The organism is Bordetella sp. N (assembly GCF_001433395.1).
Classification (GTDB): Bacteria; Pseudomonadota; Gammaproteobacteria; order Burkholderiales; family Burkholderiaceae_B; genus Bordetella_C.
In genome coordinates this window covers 5085154-5101660 of sequence record NZ_CP013111.1, presented here as the reverse complement: position 1 = coordinate 5101660, position 16507 = coordinate 5085154, and the positions used below count along the sequence as shown (strand labels likewise).

The following is a 16507-nucleotide window of genomic DNA, read 5'->3' as shown; positions in this document are numbered from 1 at the left end:
GTGCGGTGCCCATACGCGAATCGACGCGCTCGTCCGCTTATTGGGCTGGCGTGCTGGCGTTGTTCGCCGTGTTTTGCTTGATCGTCAGCGTCCGCTGGTGGCTGATCGGCCGCTATGGAAGTTCCGTTCCGTTTTGGGACCAATGGGATGCTGAGGCAGCAATCCTTTACCCGTCCTATGTTTCGGGGCATTTGACCTGGGCGACCTTACTCTCCGCACATAACGAGCATCGGATCCTGACCACGCGTTTGCTCGCGTTAGGGCTGTTCGCGTTAAACGGAAATTGGAATCCCGTGCTGGAGATGACGGCTAACGCGGTCGTGCTGGCCACCGCATTGGTGTTGTTGACGGCATTTCTCACCAGGACGTTGGGACTGGGAGCACGCGTCGCATTTTCAGTTTTTTTGATGGCACTTTATGCTGTTCCTTACGCCAGCGAAAATACACTTGCGGGATTTCAGGGACAGTTCTATTTCAATCTTTTATTTAGTTTCCTGTCACTCTGGCTGCTGGTAAGCCGGCCGGCGCTGAGCGGAGGATGGTGGTGGGGGGTACTTGCGTCCATTGCCGCGTATTTTTCTCTCGCTTCGGGAGTATTTGCGGCCGCGGCCGCGGTGCCGGTTGTGATTCTGCAGGCGATGGTGGCAGTTGTCCAATCTCGGCGAGTTGTTGCACCAGCCTCAGCGCGGATGGAGGTTAGGCCCGATCCCCGACTGCTACCGCGAGTTGCCGCAGTTGGTTTGTTGATCGGCCTCGTCGTGATCTGCTATGTAAGCACTCCCCAAATGGCAGGGCATTCAGACCTGAAAGCGCACTCGATTACAGAGTTCATCGCCGCGCTCGTGACGGAATTGTCATGGCCGCGTCCTGTGCACTTGCGACATGCAATCCTGATGAATCTGCCTGTCTTGATGTTCGTGGTGATGCTTTACCGCCGGCGCGCATTGACTATTGCCCCAGCCACATGGTTCCTTCTTGCACTGGCAATGTGGGTCCTGGGGCAAATGACAGCGCTGGCATACGGTCGCGCTTCAACGGTGCTCGCCCCGCGTTATCTAGATCTGCTGTCAGTAGGCATTCTCCTAAACTTCTCTTGCTTCCTCTGGTGCGCGCGATCCTTGAATGTAGGACTAAAGCGCGCCACCTATTTTCTGTGCATTGCTTGGGTCTGCTACGTTGCTGTGGGTTTCTACCATGCGCGGCATGAAATTGGCGAAGCAGTCCTCGGCAAGCAGCATGACAGCCTGGTGCAGCAGTCGAACGTTGCCGGATATTTGGCGACTGGGGATCGCGGCTATCTGTATGACAAGCCGCGCATGGACATTCCCTACCCCGATCCCGGACGGCTGCAAATGCTCCTTGATGATCCAGGAATTCGAAAAATATTACCCTCGGCATTGCTGCCATCGTCTGCGCCGGACCATCGGCCAGGCCATTTTGATGATTTGGTGATATGGATGCTGAAGCACGCTTGGATCGCGGCGGCTTTGGGCGCTCTTAGCCTGGCATGCGCGGGCATGCTAATAGTAAAAAGCAGAACATCGCCGGTTTCCGGCCAGCTCGTTCAGGAAGTGCAATGAAACAGGAAAAAATTCTTTTGCCCGGAGGGGCGGGCTTAGTCGGCCAGAACCTGGTCGCCAGATTGAAGGCACACGGGTACGACAACATTGTCGTGCTTGATAAACATCGTGCCAATATCGAAGTTCTGCGCCGAGTTCAGCCCGATATTACCGTTGAGTACGCTGACCTGGCCGAGCCGGGCGAATGGACGCGTCACTTCGCGGACGCCGCAGTGGTGGTCATGCTGCAGGCGCAGATCGGTGGCAATGACTATCGAGACTTCCAGCGTAACAATGTGGATTCCACGCGACATATCCTCGACGCTATCAAGGCCGGGTCATCACCGTATCTCGTCCATATCAGTTCGTCGGTGGTCGAGTCAGTCGCTGACGACTTCTACACCCGCAGCAAGCGTGAACAGGAAGAAATCGTACTGGCTAGTGGTATCGCTTGCCCTATCCTGCGGCCCACGTTGATGTTTGGTTGGTTCGATCGCAAGCATCTCGGGTGGCTTTCTCGCTTCATGAAAAAGCAGCCAGTCTTCCCGATACCCGGGAATGGTAAATACATGCGCCAACCGCTGTATGTCGGCGACTTTTGCGACGTCATCATTAGCTGCATTGAGCAACGACATCCCGGAGGCGTCTTCAACATCTCAGGGCAGGAGCGCGTCGATTACATCGACATCATCCGTGAGATCAAACGCGTTACCGGTGCGCGTGCTGCGATAGTAAAGATTCCCTATGGTCTTTTCTACATGCTTTTGAAGGTGTGGGGCGTATTTGACTCCAATCCGCCCTTCACCACGCAACAGCTGGAGGCGCTGGTCGCGAAAGATGAATTTGAAGTCATAGACTGGCCGGGCATTTTCGGCGTCGAGTCCACGCCTTTCGCCAAGGCCGTCGACGAGACGTTTAACGACCCGCGCTATAGCAAAGTAGAACTGGAGTTCTGATATGTCTGCCCTTTTGTCGGAACGTATCGCGGTGCTGGGTGCTGGCCCCATGGGTCTTGCCGTTGCGTATCAGTTGGCCAAGGATGGTCATAAGCCTGTTGTTTTTGAAGCGGATGACCGGGTGGGTGGCATGACTGCCGCCTTTGATTTCGGTGGGCTTTCAATCGAGCGCTACTACCACTTTCACTGCATTTCAGATACGGCCTTCTTGGAGATGCTCGATGAGCTCAGCCTCTCGAAAAAGATGCACTGGGTCGAGACGAAAATGGGGTATTTCTACCAGGGCCGTTTACAAGCCTGGGGAAATCCCATGGCTCTTTTGCGCTTCAAGGGTCTAGGCTGGATCGCTAAATTTCGTTATGGACTGCATGCATTTCTCGCGACCAAGCGAAATGATTGGCATCCGCTCGATAAAGTCGAGGCAACTGGCTGGATCAAGCGTTGGGTCGGTGCTGAGGCCTACGAAGTGCTTTGGCGCAAACTTTTCGACCTGAAATTCTATGACTATGCGCACAACCTATCCGCAGCATGGATTTGGAGCCGCGTGCGTCGCATTGGCCGATCCCGCTACAACCTTTTTCGAGAGAAACTCGGCTACCTGGAAGGGGGGTCGGAAACTCTGTTGCAAGGAATGCGGCAGGCGATTGAGGCACTGGGCGGCGAGTTTCGCCTGAGTTCGCCAGTCTCCAGAGTGGTAATGAACGAGGGCAAGGTCCAGGGTGTCGAAAGCAAGGGTGAGTTTCACGCATTCGACAAGGTGGTCAGCACGATTCCTCTGCCTCTGGTTCCGCGTGTCATGCCGGACTTGTCTGCCGACGTCTTAACGCGTTTTCAAGCACTAAAAAACATAGCTGTCGTGTGCGTTATCGCAAAGCTACGAAAACCGGTCACCGAAAATTTCTGGCTGAACACGAATGACCCGGAGATGGATATTCCAGGGATCGTTGAATACACCAACCTGCGCCCGCTCGAACAAAGCGTGGTGTACGTCCCGTTTTACCTACCTGGTGAGCACCCCAAGTATCAGGACTCTGACGAAGTGTTCCTTGACAAGGTGCGTCGCTATCTAAAAAAGGTGAACCCCGCGCTGACGGACGCGGACTTCATCGACATGCGTGCAAGCCGCTATCGGTACGCCCAGCCTATCTGTGATCCGGGGTATTTGGACAATCTGCCGGCCGTTGAGTTGCCAGTGCGTGGCCTGTGGGTGGCTGACACCTCTTACTATTACCCCGAAGACCGGGGCATCTCCGAGAGCATAGGGTTCGGCCGGAAAATGGCGAGGATGGCCGCGCCAGCGGCGAGCCAACGATGAGAAAAATAATCGATGTCCTGCGCGGCCCCTTTGGCCGTTTCTTGCTCGCTGGAGGGATAGCCGCAGGCGCCAACTACGGCTCACGCTTTATATTCAGCCTCTGGCTGCCCTATGCCTGGGCAATTGTGTGTGCGTACATTGTCGGGATGATTGTTGCGTTTCTGCTGATGCGTAGCTTTGTTTTTGAAGCAAGTGGGCGTGATTTGGGTGCCCAAATCATCAAATTCGTCGCGATCAATATGCTCGCCGTGTTGCAGACGCTGATCATCAGTTTGGTTCTAGTTAGATGGGTATTCGGTCCAATGGGAATCACCCATGCTGAAGCGATCGCCCATCTAATAGGGGTGCTTTTTCCCGTGGCCACAAGTTACTTGGGCCATAAAATGGCCACCTTCCGCTAGGTTGCCGAGAATGGTCGGCAGGCGCCCTGTTTCACATCAGTGATGTGGGTTTTGCCTTAACTCCTGTTTTTCCATGAAAACTGACTCATGAATCGTTCTATTTTTTCCGGCGCCATGCGCGATATTCTAGACGCGACAGGCCGTCTGAGTCTCGTCGGGACGCTTGGCTGGCAGGATGTCAGGGCGCGCTACCGCCGCTCCTCTGTCGGCGCGTTCTGGTTAACTATCAGCATGGGCGTCATCATTGGCACGATCGGCATCGTCTTTGGACAAATATTCAAGTCGCCGATGGAGCAATTTCTGCCGTTCCTTGCCATCGGTCTGATCATCTGGAATTTTATATCCACTGTCATTACAGAAGGATGTACGGGGTTCATTGCCGCGGAAGCAGTGATCAAGCAGTTGCCTATTCCGTTGCCTGTACATATTTTTAGGATGATCTGGCGCAACCTTATCATCCTGGCCCACAACATCGTAATTTTTCCTTTGGTGTTGCTTGCGGTACAGAAACCAGTGGGATGGGTAGCATTGATGAGTATCCCCGGACTGTTGCTGGTCGTCTTGAATTTGATTTGGGGCGCTATTTTGCTGGCAACGATATGCTCTCGTTATCGAGATATCACCCAGATAGTCACTAGCGCCCTGCAAATCGTCTTTTATCTGACTCCTATCATGTGGCTGCCGCATCTACTGCCGGCGCGTGCGAGCACCTACATCGTTGATAGCAATCCGTTCTACCATCTGCTGGAGCTGGTTCGAGCGCCGCTGCTGGGAGAGCTTCCGTCTGCGGAAAACTGGTGGGTTTCGGCCGCTATGTGCGTGGTGGGGTGGGTGATCACTCTGGCCTTCTATGGACGCTATCGCCGACGCGTCGTCTATTGGGTTTAAGAGGGTTGCGAGGGTTTTAATATCATGGCTTCAATTACATTTGAACAAGTCAGCGTTGAGTTTCCCATCTATACGGCTAGCGCCCGCTCACTGAAAAAACGCCTTTTTCAGGTGGCAACTGGTGGGCAGCTGAGCGCGGACCAGAATGGACGAGTGGTAGTCCGAGCGCTCGAGAATCTAAATCTTTCGTTACGCGACGGTGACCGCGTCGGATTGCTGGGTCACAATGGCGCAGGAAAGAGCACCCTGCTGCGCTTGCTTAGCGGTGTGTATGAGCCGTCGAGCGGTGTCGCAAAAATCAATGGCGAAATCGGATCGCTCATCGACATTTCGTTTGGCATAGATCCCGAAGCCAGTGGCCGCGAGAATATTTTCCTGCGTGGTGCTCTGCTTGGGCTGCCAAGAAATGAGATCAAAGAGCGCCTGGACGAAATAATAGAATTTTCGGAGTTAGGCGATTTTATCGATATGCCCGTGCGGACATATTCCTCGGGTATGCATTTGCGTCTGGCGTTTGCCGTATCCACGGTCATTAGACCAGAGATACTCCTGATGGATGAGTGGCTTTCTGTCGGTGACGAAGGCTTCAAGCACAAGGCGGAGGAGAGAATGACCGAATTGGTGCAGTCCACCAATATCCTCGTTATCGCTACGCATTCGAAAGAACTGATTTTGCATACCTGCAATCGTGTGTTGTGGCTTGAGCACGGCAGAATTCGCATGGATGGCAGCCCGCAGGAAGTTGCTACGGCCTACTTTGGAAGTTAGTTTTTGTCTGGAGAAGCCATGAATTCAAATGCTGAGATAGGCCGGTTGACTGACGGCAAGATACAGGGACGATCTATCAATCTGCGACTTGCGCAGCCCGAGGATGCGCAATTCATACTCGATCTGCGTTTGAACGAATCGCGCAACGAGTTCGTCTCGCGAGTAGATTCAGATGTAAAAAAACAGAAGGAATGGATCGAAAATTATAAAACCCGTGAGGCGGCCGGGTCCGAGTATTACTTCATGATAGAGGATCATGCCGGTCGCCCGGTTGGAACCATCCGAGTCTATGATTATCGCGGTCCTTCATTCTGCTGGGGCAGCTGGATGTTAGTTGAGAATGCGCCCCGGAACGCGGCAATCGAATCCGCGCTTTTAATTTATGAGTTTGCCTTTAATCATCTTGGATTTCAGCAGGCGCACTTCGACGTGCGCCGGGGCAATCATCGAGTAATTGCTTTCCACCAACGTTTTGGTGCGGAGGTGGTCAATGAAGACGATCTGGACCTGTTCTTTGAGTATAGGCAAGATGCCTATGAAGCCGCACGAGCTCGGTATGCTAAATTTTTGCCGTCCTGATTATATGGTCGTGTAGTTTGGATCCTAAGAATGATGAATGGTACCGGGGCTCTTGGTGAATGACATGGCAATCAAGTGGAGGCAAGGGGCTTTGCCACTGATGAAAAAACTTCTGTTGAAAATGCCGGGAGTGCGGCGGGTTTCCATCGCGAATCGACACTCTGGCCAGCTACGTACGTTAAGGGACAGCGGTCTCTTCGACGCCGAGTGGTACGTCCGTCACTATGGCCTCACAGGTTTGAAGGATCCGGCAGAGCACTACCTGGTTTATGGTGGCTTTGCGGGCCTGAATCCGAATCCGCTGTTTCATAGCGAATGGTACCTGGAACGTTACCCTGATGTGCGGGCCGCTGGTATTAATCCGCTCGTACACTACGTCAGACACGGAGCCGCCGGACTTAAGCCCAATCCGATTTTCGACAGCAAGTGGTATTTTGACCAGTACGCTGATGTGGAGGCTAGCGGCATTAATCCTCTGCTTCATTACCTCACCGCTGGGGCGCAGGAAGGCCGCAATCCTGGCCCGCTATTTGATGCCAAATGGTATGCCCAGCGTTACCTCGGAGGCCGGGCTGACGAGACAAACCCGCTCGCCCATTATTTGGATTCCGGAGCGCACTGCGGCAACAACCCGCATCCGGTGTTCGATAGTGCGTGGTATGTGAAGACCCATATGCGCACGGGGCAGGATCCAGCGACAGCGCTGGCATATTTTCTGGAGACCGGTTGGGCGCGGGGAGACGGTCCGAGCCCGTTATTCGATCGGGAGTGGTACCTGCAAGAGTACCCCGATGTCGCTGCGTCGGGCCAGGACCCGCTTTATCACTACGTAGCACATGGCCGTGCCGAGGGCCGCTTTGCCAGTCGCAGCCCGCACTTTTTCAGATCGGCTGCGGAATTGCGTTCCTTCCTGTCCGCACTGGTCCCCGCGCTTGAAAGCACTCGCGTCACGGTGGCGCTGCCATTGGGGTCCTCTGCTGAGGAAGTCGCTGTTGCTGCCGACAGTATTAGCAAATCGTCGTCTGCCGTGATCTATAGGTCGTCGATACAATCACTCGTCGGTGTGCAAGAGTGCTCATATCCGGGTGCCCCCTATGTCGCCAAAATAAACAACACGTTGGCTCTCGCTGGCACTCGCTATGTCATCTCCGGCGACCGCATCATCCATGACGAAGAGCACGCATTCCTGAGCGAGGAGGGGGCGGAGCTGAAATATCACGCCGCCCGACGCCTCGCAGATGAGAAGCTCCGGCTCGATATGCACTTGCGCCAAGGCGCATGGGTAGACAAAGGCATCAATGTGATGCACGAATACTCAAACAATTATTTTCATTTCATGGCCGAGACCCTGCCTCGGTTACTGTTGGCCGAAGAGGCTGGGATCGACAAGGATGTTCCCATATTGCTCGAAAGCGGTTTGCACGAAAATATGACCGCTTTATTGGACATCGTTAATGATGGGCGTCGCCCGATTCTAATATTAGAGCGGGGGGGGGCACATCATGTCCGGGAAATGTATTACCCATCGGACGTGTCGATCGTGGTTGACGCTTATTACGGCGGGCCAGTCGCACGCAAATCGGCCCTAGACGTGGGCCGTATTCGTCATGCCGCGTCCCTTTGCAAGGATCGATTTCAGGTCGGGGATGCTCCTGCGCGGCGTAAGATCTATGCGTGCCGGCGCGGCAATACCCGTCAGTTGCTGAACCAAGCGGAGCTAGAGGCAAAGCTAGTCACGCTCGGGTTCGAGATCGTTGCGGTAGATGGTATGAGTGTGGAAACCCAGATTCGGATATTTTCCGAAGCTGAAATCATCATTGCCCCGACTGGTGCCCAACTCACGAATATTATCTGGTGCGCTCCCGGGACTAAAGTGATAGCACTGGCGTCAGACCACCCAAGCCACCAGCTCTATCTTTGGGAATTGCTTGGCCAGGTTTCTGGTGCCAACGTGAGAATAGTGCTCGGGCCTCGGGCTTTTGTTCGAGATGATAAGTACAGCGTACATGACGACTATTACGTTGACGTTGAGCAGATTCTGACTGCTATCAACTGAAAATTACAGCGCCCGGATGTGGGTGTGCGACTGAATGGCAGTTGTCGAGGCCAGCGAACTCGAGGAAAAGATGGAAAATACCGGACAAAATACGGCCCACGTGCCGCTCGACGAAATTTATGAAATCGTGGATTTGCAAAAGATCAGCGATCCTCGTGGAAATTTGACATTTATCGAGGGGATGAACCACCTCCCGTTTGATATAAAGCGTGTTTATTATCTGTATGATGTGCCCGCCGGCGAAGAGCGCGCTGGACATGCGCACTATAAGTTACAGCAGCTTCTAATTGCGGCGGCAGGCAGCTTCGACCTTGTACTCGATAATGGATATGAACGCCGGACGATCAACTGCAATCGGCCCTACCAAGGTGTATTAATGAAGTCGCTCGTTTGGCGTGAGTTGACAAATTTTTCTTCCGGTGCAGTGTGTCTGGTTCTCGCGTCAATGCCGTACGAAGAGTCCGATTACATACGCAGCTACGAAGAATTTCTGACAAAAGTAGGAAGGAAACCATGATTCCCTTTTTCAATATGAAGGCGGAACATGAACCGCTTGCTGCTGATCTACGCAGCGCATTTGACCGAGTCCTGAACAGCGGGCACGTCATCATGGGTGGGGAACTGACTCGCTTCGAAGAGGAGTTTGCGGCCTATTGCGGCGCGAAGCACTGTATCGGTGTCGGCAATGGACTGGATGCACTGGCTTTGGCTCTGAGAGCTCGCGGGGTGGGACCTGGTGACGAAGTCATCGTGCCGTCTCAAACGTTCATCGCCAGTTGGCTCGCGGTGTCGATGGTGGGGGCGACGCCAGTTCCTTGCGAAATCGATCCGGCTACCTACACGCTGGACGTGGCCAATATTCGAGCTCTTATCGGGCCCCGAACAGTGGCGATTATGCCGGTGCACCTTTTTGGTTTGCCAGCAGAGATGGGCGCAATCATGGCGCTGGCTGAACAGCATGGCCTGTTTGTGCTGGAAGACGCCGCGCAGGCGCACGGCGCTAAATGCGATGGCAAGCGTACAGGTAGTCTGGGGCACGCCGCGGGATTCAGCTTCTATCCGACCAAGAACCTTGGCGCCTTAGGCGACGGCGGCGCCGTCGTAACCAACGACGATGCTCTGGCAGAGGGTATCCGAAAACTGCGAAATTACGGTTCGAGCGTCAAGTACGTCCACGAAGTCGCAGGCGTAAATTCGCGGCTCGATGAACTCCAGGCTGCCATCCTGCGGGTCAAGTTGCCACATTTGGATAAGTCGAACGCACAGCGCAGGTATGCCGCAGCGATCTACTCGCACGGTCTGGCGGGAATTGATGGGCTACAGATACCCCACATTCCCGCAAACCTCGAGCACGTTTTTCACTTGTACGTGATCAAACTCAAGCAGCGAGATGCCTTGCAGGCTTATCTGCAGGAACGTGGAATCGTCACATTGGTCCACTATCCTATTGCTCCGCATGCGCAGGGTGCATATCAAATGATGAATATTGCACGTGACTCCCTGCCTCTCGCCCAGTCGATGGCGGATGAGTGTCTGTCACTGCCGATGTGGCCGCAGATAAACGATGCGGACGTGAATGTGGTGATCGGCCATATCAGGGATTTCATGGGTCGGATCTGAACGTTATCTAATAATGAAAAAAAAGCTCGTTTCCGTTGTTATCCCTGTTTTCAATCAGGCGGATTTTGCCGTCGAAACCGTGGAGAGCGTCGTTGGGCAGACCTACGGGAATGTTCAGATCATTGTCGTTGATGATGGTTCGACAGACGATGGCGCGGCTCGCATTAGGGACGCATTCGGAAGCGACGTAGAGCTCATTTCGCAGCCAAATGGTGGGCCTAGTGCGGGAATTAACACGGGCCTGCGTGCTGCTAAAGGGGAATTCATAGCGCTTTTAGGTGGTGATGACGTGGCGATGCCCGATCGCATCGCATCTCAGACCGAAATATTGTCGGAGACTTCTCACGACATTATTTTTTCTCGCCCTCATCTAATTAACTCGTTTGGGGATCCACTTCCCGACGAAGATTTTCCTATTTTCTTTGATCCCGGTCTGACTGGACGTTCAATCTTTCAACGACTGTTGCTGCAAGGGAACTTCTTATGTGCATCCAGCACTATGATGAGTGCTGCAGCAGCGCAAAAAATCGGATTCTTCCATCCAGGTCTTATACAGCTGCAGGATTACGATTATTGGCTACGGGCCTGCGCTCTAGGCTGTAGTCTCGCCGTGTTTGAGCAACGGGTTGTCAAATATCGGCGACATTTTTCGAATCTCTCCTCGTCGGCGCGCGATTTTGCAATGTTGGTTGAGCTTCCACTTGTGATACGTAGGTCATTGGACGACGCGTGTCCAGCGGTCCTGCGGAAAGAATTCCCCGAGATTTTTCGTCCGCAAGTGAATCCCAATGCTCCAATCTCCGCTTTTGAGAAAAGCGGTCTGCTGCTGTCACACCCACGCGAAGAGGTTCGTGCTCTCGGCCTTTCAATGGCGATTCAGTTGTTCGATGATCAAGCGTTCATGGCGGAAGCGGGTGAACGGGGGCTCAACCTGTTTCGAATGCTATATAACGCCGGCGAAAATAAGCAAAATCTCTAAATCGATGCCTTTGTTGAGGGCGCAGTCAGCCAGTCGCCCACGCCAAAAAATCAAATATTAAAAATGTCCGAAAAAATTTCAGATCCCAGACAGCCGAAAGCCTACGATATAGTTACCTGCCTCGGTCTGATGCTGTTGTTTACGCTGCTTTTGGGTCGCATGGTCTATCTACACAATGCCGACTACCAACAAGCAACCGGTGCGTGGGTCGACAGTGGCTCATTGTTGCAGGATTACCTAAGAATTGTTGGCCCGCCAGTTAATCTAAATCAAACCCATCAGTACCACACCGGCATATATGGATGGGTCTACAACAGCATCGTGGTGTGGGGGATCATTGCCTTAAAAGCGGTGTTCGGCGGTGCGGAAATCGGTTTTCCGGTCTTCGCCGCTTGGGCCAAGGCGGTATCGTTCGCATTCACCGTCGCCAGCATTGGACTGTTGTTTGCCACTATCCGAAAATTTGGTGCACATTATTTCATTGCATTGTTTGCGACCCTTGCGGTGGCCATCTATCCGCCGACCGCAAAGTTTTCATATGAAGTTCACCCAGAGGCAGCGGGTGTCTTTTTTGTCATTCTTATGCTCTGGTCGTTAAGACATTACGTGGAGCAGCCGGCTGCTCGCGAACGTTATCTGTTGCTGGCATGGGCTGCTGCAGTAACTTCTGTCTTGGCCAAGCAAAGTTTCATGATCTATCCGCTGGCTCCTTTACTGGTGGTGTTTGCGGTTACTCTCCGTGATCCCGCTTTCCTTGACCTCAAGCGACAGGTGGTAAGTCGCCTTGCCGGGCGATTTGTGTTGATTGGATTGTTGCTCGTGTTGGCATTCCATCCATATGCGATCCTTGATTTTCCTGGTTTTTTGGCCAAACAGAAGGAGATACATGCATTTCACGCTACGTTGTCGATGCCTATAGGTAGGTCTTTCAGGTCCTGGATCGCGCTGATGTGGGATACGGATGTCTGGTTATTGGTTGCGATGGGGGCGGCAGTCATCCGCCTAACGCTCAATCGATTCCGGGGCGAGAATAGTGCCAAACTCGTGGATATCTGCTGCGTGCTCCTGCTCGTCTATCTCGTTCTCATCGTCGATCAGTTGCGGTTCTACATTTTGCGCGCATACCTTCTGCCTATCCTTCCCGTCGCGGCGATCGTGTTGGTTGGCTTGTCATCGTCTTTGCGCGGCGTAGCAGGGGCCGTTGTCAAGGCAGCCGTGCTTATCCTGCTGGTGGGTACGATCCCTGCCTACGCGTTAAATAGCGCCGGCTCGGTTGCCTACGATTTGATGCTGGGCAATTTCAACACGATGCGTGTCCGCGACCCGCTAATGAGACTGGGACCGAGGCCCTGGACTGTCTTCTTCAGTTCGTCGCTGGCCGTGCCGGGACAACTGTATAAACAGGCCATAGATAATTTCAAATTTGGCGGCAAGGCGGATATAGACCGTGGATTTGCAAACCTGCACCCCGATCTGGTCATAGTCGACAAAACCTGGCGGTATTCGGCTGCTCAGGAGTTTGAGGATGCGGCATTGGCAAACGGTATGGTGCTCGTCGCGGAAATGGACGGAGAGAGTCCCAGCCAGTGGAGTTGCTGGTTGCATTACTCCAAGCAGCAGTGTGTTGGACAGGTACAACAATTGTTGTACCGGGAGAGGTTCGGCAGTCCCGCATCCACCGACTCGAAACTGCTGTTCTATGCGAAGCCGGAATTGGCGCCGCTATTCGCAGGTATCAAGTAATTTGTGAGCAGGCTGCGGCATTTGACCGCAGCCTTTTGAGAGTTATAGAAATTCGCAATGCTCTAGTGCGTGCTTGTGATCTTCCGGCGTATCGATTTCAAACGAAATAATCGATTTTGCGGCAAGCGGAAGTTCCGATGACAGTCGTTCGAACACTGCCCCTGCTCCAGTCTCGCAGAACCGCGGGGGTAGCCAACACATGTTGGCCCACTCCCACTCGCTGCGCTCAGTACGGGAGAACTTAGTAATCCTATGCTGTGTATCCAGATGAACGTAAACCGCGTCCAGGGTCTTGGCGGGTGTGATGGCGATCAATAATCCGGATTCGCCGCAAGCATTCAGAAAATCCTGAAAGCTCTCCTCAGAGAAGACGATGTCTGCATCCATGAATAAGCAGGGCTCGGCGAGCCCCGCCGCCCCCATTGCATAGCTGACCAGAGTCGTAGTGCTCCGAAACGCCGCGTTCCTTACAAAAATAGCATCTGGGCGGATCTTACGCGCCGCGCGCATTACATCATCAGCCTCAAAGCCGACGACGATGCGCACGTCGGGGACGTCGCGCAGCAAATTGAGTTGTCGTTCCAACAGCGTCACACCGTTAATCTCAAGTAAACACTTTGGTCTACCGAGGCCGAGGCGAGACCCCAGGCCGGCGGCGGCAATCACAGCGTGTTTAACAAGCGACATAGAGCATTCCCCGTATAAGTTATGTAGTCTGCGATTTCGACCAAATTGGCGGCTGGATCATGGACGCCGCCGTAGGCAATTCCTGTGTCGGCGGCTTCGAACATTGGCACGTCGTTAACGCTGTCGCCAATCGCCACGATACGTGCAGCGCTCGCACGCAGTTCATTGATTGGCCTGCTCTTGTGCATAATCTGCCTCAAGCCCAGCAATCTATCGCCGTCATGGCGCGCGGTCGAAGAATAAAATCGACAGCCCAACTGATCAATCAGCGGCTTGATCCAAAGATCCAGATTTCCTGTTACGACGTAGCAGGAATCGACGTTGGCTTGAATGAATTTGACGATATCTTTATCGAGAGGAACATCCTGTACGATGGACTGCACATCGGAAATCGGGATCGATTGAAGAATAGCGCACCGGAGTCTGAAGGAGTCTTCAAAATCTATCGTGCCGTCCAGAGTGAGCTTCGTCAGCACATTCATTTCGCGCTGGAGGCCGAGAGCAGATGCGATAAGGGGCAGCAACTCCTGCTTGGTTATCGTGCCATCCAGATCAAAAGTAAATATGGTGGTCATGGACGTTCGAAGACAAATATATGTTGCTCAGTTTCACGACGGTTATTCAAGTGAACTGGATATAAGCGCTCGGAAGTCGTCGTCTTGAACCCGGCGGCTCCCAGAGTATCGGCGAGCAGTTCGTCCATTTCAGCCGGCGAGCGATAAATGGAGTTGTACGTTGCCCCGAGCTCTTCGGATGCGAAATCTTTCAGAGTCAAACGATTTTCCAACCCAATCGGCTCACGCAGATAAATCAACGCTGATGTTGAGCAGCATGACGCCGCAGCAGTCAAGGTTCGGCGTGCATCCTCATCATTGAGATAAATCAGGACCCCAGCGATGATGACGCGGTCTACAGGGCGCCGCGCGGGAAGACGATCGAGGGCCACATCCTGCCCTGCAAGTACTTGAAAACTGCAGGAGGAATCGGTGACTCGGCTTCTCGCTGCTTCGATGAGCGAGGTGCTGAAGTCGACCCCGTGATAGCTGGCGACCTTCCCTAGAAGGGGCTCTGCCCAGCGGCCAATTCCACAGCCAATATCCAGAACATGAACGCTCTTATTCAATTGCAGGAGTGGCAACACTCGCTGCTTTTCGAAAAGATCGCGTTGCACGGCCAACTCAGGATTCTTATCCTGGTACATGATGCTAGTCAGCGGATTTTGGCTTGAAATATTGCGGCCGCGAGTCTCGAAAAATTCGCGGACCTGTGTAGGTTCAAGATCGACTTTGTCGTTATAGATTCGGCTCATTATTGTTCCCCTGTGTAAGGTAATCCCGCTCCGTACGATCCGTCTCTTTCGAACCCGTCAACGATGTGCGCGACAATGGTCTCTCCAACTTGGCCGTCGACACGGTGGAGTACGCGTTCTATCTGGGTTAGCCGTCGCTCGCTACCGAGATCGGTACCGTCCAAAACTGCGGCAAGAAATGCCGTTATATCGTCGAAAGTGTGAGCTTGCGCATAGCTGTTCACGAAATCAGCGGTTTCGTTTAGACCCGGGCCAGCGGGATTGTGCAGATACAAAATTGGCTTCCCGGTCGGCAGGTATTCCAGCAGGAACGATCCCGCGTCCGTCATCAGCGCATCGGACTTCGCGAATGTCGCGAAATACTGAGGTTCTTCATCCAACTCAATAAATGGCGACTCAGCTATCCGCGTGCGGAACTCTGATTCACTCATTGTTGTAGCCGCGTCTTGTTGACGTAAACGCCCGAAGAACAAGGGATGCGGCCTAATGAGCAGCCGCAGATTCTGGGGGCCAGCCTCGAAGTAGGAAAGCAGCGCGTTTGCATAAAGAGAAAAAGTCGACCATCCCCCAGGCTCTACGGTGAAATGGGGCGTCCAGAGGATCACTTTTGCGCGATTTTCGGGTTGCTCCTCAGGTACGCGCGCAGACTGCCCGCAACGAACTATGTAGTCGATCTTTGGATGCCCGGTTACGATCACATGCCGATTACCGGATTGGCAAATGCGGCCGTACATACGTCTGTGCGCTTCGGAGCGCGCGAATACACGCCATGCATAGCGCTGGACGTCGAGATCGTACTGCCACCTGAGGTTATCGGAGCCACCGCCTACGTCCAGGCCATATGGGATGTAGGCAATGCGGGCACCACTTGCGATGATTCGTTCAACCCCAAAGTCGGCGGGACGCGTCGAGTCATACGGATTCTGCAGAAATACGATATCCGGCGCGTCAAGGTCGAGCTGGTACGCGGATATGTTTACGAACGGTATGCTCTGATCAGCCAGAAAGTTGCGCGCTTTATCTTCTCCCAGCGCACTGTCGTGATTGAAGGGGAGTAAGACCATCAGCGGGTCTATGCGAGGATGAGCGTTGCATGCGCGCCAAACGCTTTCCCACGTGGTCCAGGTTTCAGGCGCTTGAAAAAAGAAGCGGACGCGTATTGGGCGAATCTTGGCTGAAGCCTGTTGTGCGCTATCCCGTACTTGACGCGCAAGCACTTGCTTGAGCGTCGTCGCGATCTCGGAAGCTTCCGCGGTCACACGCTGCAATTCGCTTTCCAGTCGCTCCAGTGTTTCTGAGGTATCTTTCTGGCGATCGCGCAGGTCGTTAACAGCCGGTCTGAAATCCAATTCTTGATCAAACCGCTCCGAGAATGAAGCGACGTTCTGTTTGAGCGAAACTGCGAGTGCATCCGTCTGGCGCGCGAGCGCATCCGTTTGGCTCTGGATAGCGTGTTGCGTTGCAGACAGCGCATCCAAATGCACATTGCTCAGTTGGCGGACTTCGCGCGTAATTGTCAGTGTTTCGCGCAAGTGCCGAAGTAGCTTCTTCACCATGAGGTAGTTGGTCGGAACAGGCGTTGTTGAGGGTAGAATGCGTAGTTCTTGATCCTGCCCTGACTGCTCGACGGGTGTGGTCGACAGATGC

Annotated in this window: 16 protein-coding genes; 12 read left to right on the top strand and 4 right to left on the bottom strand. The window is 53.6% G+C overall.

Annotated elements, in window-relative coordinates:
• Positions 1-5 precede the first annotated feature (5 nt).
• The 12 genes from ASB57_RS22010 to ASB57_RS21955 all read left to right on the top strand — a co-directional run bounded on the left by ASB57_RS22010 (position 6) and on the right by ASB57_RS21955 (position 12864).
• On the top strand, positions 6-1580 hold the full coding sequence (locus tag ASB57_RS22010) for a hypothetical protein (RefSeq protein WP_156414236.1): 1575 nt from the start codon (positions 6-8) through the stop codon (positions 1578-1580).
• Complete coding sequence (locus ASB57_RS22005; protein WP_057654138.1) at positions 1577-2515, top strand: NAD(P)-dependent oxidoreductase; 939 nt, start codon at positions 1577-1579, stop codon at positions 2513-2515. The genes ASB57_RS22010 and ASB57_RS22005 overlap by 4 nt, the downstream gene beginning before the upstream one ends.
• Before the next feature lies 1 nt (position 2516).
• Positions 2517-3830 carry an NAD(P)/FAD-dependent oxidoreductase gene (locus ASB57_RS22000; protein ID WP_082621758.1) on the top strand — a complete coding sequence of 438 codons (1314 nt, stop codon included), beginning with the start codon at positions 2517-2519 and terminating at the stop codon, positions 3828-3830.
• Complete coding sequence (locus ASB57_RS21995; RefSeq protein WP_057654137.1) at positions 3827-4231, top strand: GtrA family protein; 405 nt, start codon at positions 3827-3829, stop codon at positions 4229-4231. The genes ASB57_RS22000 and ASB57_RS21995 overlap by 4 nt, the downstream gene beginning before the upstream one ends.
• Before the next feature lie 87 nt (positions 4232-4318).
• On the top strand, positions 4319-5119 hold the full coding sequence (locus ASB57_RS21990) for an ABC transporter permease (protein WP_057654136.1): 801 nt from the start codon (positions 4319-4321) through the stop codon (positions 5117-5119).
• A 24-nt stretch (positions 5120-5143) separates the two neighbouring features.
• Entirely contained in the window at positions 5144-5887 is a 744-nt protein-coding gene (locus ASB57_RS21985; RefSeq protein ID WP_057654135.1) for an ABC transporter ATP-binding protein, read from the top strand.
• An 18-nt stretch (positions 5888-5905) separates the two neighbouring features.
• The gene (locus ASB57_RS21980; RefSeq protein ID WP_057654134.1) at positions 5906-6466 is read left to right on the top strand and encodes a GNAT family N-acetyltransferase; all 561 of its coding nucleotides are present in this window, start codon (positions 5906-5908) and stop codon (positions 6464-6466) included.
• Positions 6467-6566: 100 nt separating this feature from the next.
• Positions 6567-8522, top strand: a complete 1956-nt coding sequence (locus ASB57_RS21975) for a DUF563 domain-containing protein (RefSeq protein WP_197424787.1) — start codon at positions 6567-6569, stop codon at positions 8520-8522.
• Between the two features lie 34 nt (positions 8523-8556).
• Entirely contained in the window at positions 8557-9039 is a 483-nt protein-coding gene (locus ASB57_RS21970; protein ID WP_369822741.1) for an FdtA/QdtA family cupin domain-containing protein, read from the top strand.
• The gene (locus ASB57_RS21965; RefSeq protein ID WP_057654132.1) at positions 9036-10142 is read left to right on the top strand and encodes a DegT/DnrJ/EryC1/StrS aminotransferase family protein; all 1107 of its coding nucleotides are present in this window, start codon (positions 9036-9038) and stop codon (positions 10140-10142) included. The genes ASB57_RS21970 and ASB57_RS21965 overlap by 4 nt, the downstream gene beginning before the upstream one ends.
• 13 nt (positions 10143-10155) lie before the next feature.
• A complete protein-coding gene (locus tag ASB57_RS21960) occupies positions 10156-11121 on the top strand; it encodes a glycosyltransferase (RefSeq protein WP_057654131.1) in 966 nt (321 codons plus the stop codon).
• Between the two features lie 63 nt (positions 11122-11184).
• Entirely contained in the window at positions 11185-12864 is a 1680-nt protein-coding gene (locus tag ASB57_RS21955; protein WP_082621757.1) for a glycosyltransferase family 39 protein, read from the top strand.
• A gap of 42 nt (positions 12865-12906) precedes the next feature.
• Here the strand turns inward: ASB57_RS21955 and ASB57_RS21950 are convergent, their stop codons facing one another.
• Genes ASB57_RS21950 through ASB57_RS21935 form a run of 4 tightly spaced genes read right to left on the bottom strand, consistent with a single transcriptional unit; the run spans position 12907 to position 16416 of the window.
• A complete protein-coding gene (locus tag ASB57_RS21950; protein WP_082621756.1) occupies positions 12907-13551 on the bottom strand; it encodes an NTP transferase domain-containing protein in 645 nt (214 codons plus the stop codon).
• Positions 13527-14126, bottom strand: a complete 600-nt coding sequence (locus ASB57_RS21945) for an HAD family phosphatase (protein WP_057654128.1) — start codon at positions 14124-14126, stop codon at positions 13527-13529. Before ASB57_RS21945 ends, ASB57_RS21950 begins: the two co-directional genes overlap by 25 nt.
• Positions 14123-14860 carry a class I SAM-dependent methyltransferase gene (locus tag ASB57_RS21940; protein WP_057654127.1) on the bottom strand — a complete coding sequence of 246 codons (738 nt, stop codon included), beginning with the start codon at positions 14858-14860 and terminating at the stop codon, positions 14123-14125. Before ASB57_RS21940 ends, ASB57_RS21945 begins: the two co-directional genes overlap by 4 nt.
• Positions 14860-16416, bottom strand: a complete 1557-nt coding sequence (locus ASB57_RS21935) for a CDP-glycerol glycerophosphotransferase family protein (RefSeq protein ID WP_057654126.1) — start codon at positions 16414-16416, stop codon at positions 14860-14862. The genes ASB57_RS21940 and ASB57_RS21935 overlap by 1 nt, the downstream gene beginning before the upstream one ends.
• Positions 16417-16507 lie beyond the last annotated feature (91 nt).

Excerpts from the sequence above, each read along its gene's own strand:
- ASB57_RS22005 (WP_057654138.1), top strand. The coding sequence starts at position 1,577 with ATGAAACAGGAAAAAATTCTTTTGCCCGGAGGGGCGGGCTTAGTCGGC.
- ASB57_RS22000 (WP_082621758.1), top strand. The coding sequence starts at position 2,517 with ATGTCTGCCCTTTTGTCGGAACGTATCGCGGTGCTGGGTGCTGGCCCC.
- ASB57_RS21995 (WP_057654137.1), top strand. The coding sequence starts at position 3,827 with ATGAGAAAAATAATCGATGTCCTGCGCGGCCCCTTTGGCCGTTTCTTG.
- ASB57_RS21990 (WP_057654136.1), top strand. The coding sequence starts at position 4,319 with ATGAATCGTTCTATTTTTTCCGGCGCCATGCGCGATATTCTAGACGCG.
- ASB57_RS21985 (WP_057654135.1), top strand. The coding sequence starts at position 5,144 with ATGGCTTCAATTACATTTGAACAAGTCAGCGTTGAGTTTCCCATCTAT.
- ASB57_RS21980 (WP_057654134.1), top strand. The coding sequence starts at position 5,906 with ATGAATTCAAATGCTGAGATAGGCCGGTTGACTGACGGCAAGATACAG.
- ASB57_RS21975 (WP_197424787.1), top strand. The coding sequence starts at position 6,567 with ATGAAAAAACTTCTGTTGAAAATGCCGGGAGTGCGGCGGGTTTCCATC.
- ASB57_RS21970 (WP_369822741.1), top strand. The coding sequence starts at position 8,557 with ATGGCAGTTGTCGAGGCCAGCGAACTCGAGGAAAAGATGGAAAATACC.
- ASB57_RS21965 (WP_057654132.1), top strand. The coding sequence starts at position 9,036 with ATGATTCCCTTTTTCAATATGAAGGCGGAACATGAACCGCTTGCTGCT.
- ASB57_RS21960 (WP_057654131.1), top strand. The coding sequence starts at position 10,156 with ATGAAAAAAAAGCTCGTTTCCGTTGTTATCCCTGTTTTCAATCAGGCG.
- ASB57_RS21955 (WP_082621757.1), top strand. The coding sequence starts at position 11,185 with ATGTCCGAAAAAATTTCAGATCCCAGACAGCCGAAAGCCTACGATATA.
- ASB57_RS21950 (WP_082621756.1), bottom strand. The coding sequence starts at position 13,551 with ATGTCGCTTGTTAAACACGCTGTGATTGCCGCCGCCGGCCTGGGGTCT.
- ASB57_RS21945 (WP_057654128.1), bottom strand. The coding sequence starts at position 14,126 with ATGACCACCATATTTACTTTTGATCTGGATGGCACGATAACCAAGCAG.
- ASB57_RS21940 (WP_057654127.1), bottom strand. The coding sequence starts at position 14,860 with ATGAGCCGAATCTATAACGACAAAGTCGATCTTGAACCTACACAGGTC.
- ASB57_RS21935 (WP_057654126.1), bottom strand. The coding sequence starts at position 16,416 with ATGGTGAAGAAGCTACTTCGGCACTTGCGCGAAACACTGACAATTACG.